Annotated in this window: 1 protein-coding gene and 1 pseudogene; both read left to right on the plus strand. The window is 46.4% G+C overall.

The genetic code is table 11. The annotated features are described in order from the left end of the window. A pseudogene (locus tag CIK89_RS12580) lies at positions 1–195 on the plus strand (hypothetical protein); the annotation flags it as partial. Continuing rightward, positions 161–1,005: transposase (locus tag CIK89_RS12585; protein ID WP_094391706.1), on the plus strand; the 845-nt coding region annotated here is incomplete at its 3' end. The pseudogene CIK89_RS12580 and the gene CIK89_RS12585, both read left to right, overlap by 35 nt.

The raw sequence follows: 1,005 nt of genomic DNA on the forward strand, positions 1-1,005 counted from the left end.
ATACGTGACTTCCCGATCCGCGACAAAGGTGTTGATCTAATCGTCAGAAGACGCAAATGGTACGACAAGCAGAATAACCGATACTTCTCCGACTCTTATGAGCTGAAGGCTGAAGGAACCCGCTACTCCAAGGAGTTTGCGGCTTTTTTAAAAGGAGTGTATGGAGACGATTCCTACGACCTCCCGTTCGCTTGACCACTATTATCACATAAACGGAGATACGTTTGAAAAGCAATATAAGGAAGTGCTCAGCGGCTATCGCGAATGGTCCGAACTCTCGCATGCAGAAGACTGGCTTGTCTTTCCCGAAAACATAGGTGAAAGCATCTGCATTGACGAAACGGCTCCAAGCAACGGTGAACTGTACACGATAGTAAGCAACAGATCTTCACATGGGGGTAAAGGTACCATCATTGCTATTGTAAAAGGTGTGGCGGCAGATGTTGTCACGGAAGCACTTATGCGCATTGATGAGGACAAGAGACTGATGGTTAAGGAGATAACAATGGACATGTCGAATTCCATGCGACTTATAGCCAGACGCTGTTTCCCGAATGCAATGCGTACCATAGACCGCTTTCATATACAGAAACTTGCATGTGATGCCTTGCAGGAGATGCGCATCGCGCATAGATGGGATGCCATTCAAGCAGACACGGACGCCAGGGAAGAGGCCAAATGTTTGGGTGAAGCATACACTCCAATTGTGCTTGCAAACGGTGACACCCACAAGCAGTTGTTGGCTCGCAGCAGATATCTGCTTTTCAAATCTGCCGACAAATGGACAGAAAGTCAGAGACAAAGAGCTGAGGTGCTCTTTGAAACGTATCCTGACCTTAAAGAAGCCTATTCGCTTACGCATTCATTAAGAATGATATTTTCCAAGAATACCGTCAAAGATGCTGCAAGACTCTCGCTTGCACGCTGGTATAACAAAGTGGACGACTCTGGCTTTAAGAGTTTCAATGTTATTGCCGCCACGCTTTACGAGCATTATGATGAAGT

Origin of the sequence: Prevotella sp. P4-119, assembly GCF_002251345.1 — a bacterium.
GTDB lineage: Bacteria > Bacteroidota > Bacteroidia > Bacteroidales > Bacteroidaceae > Prevotella.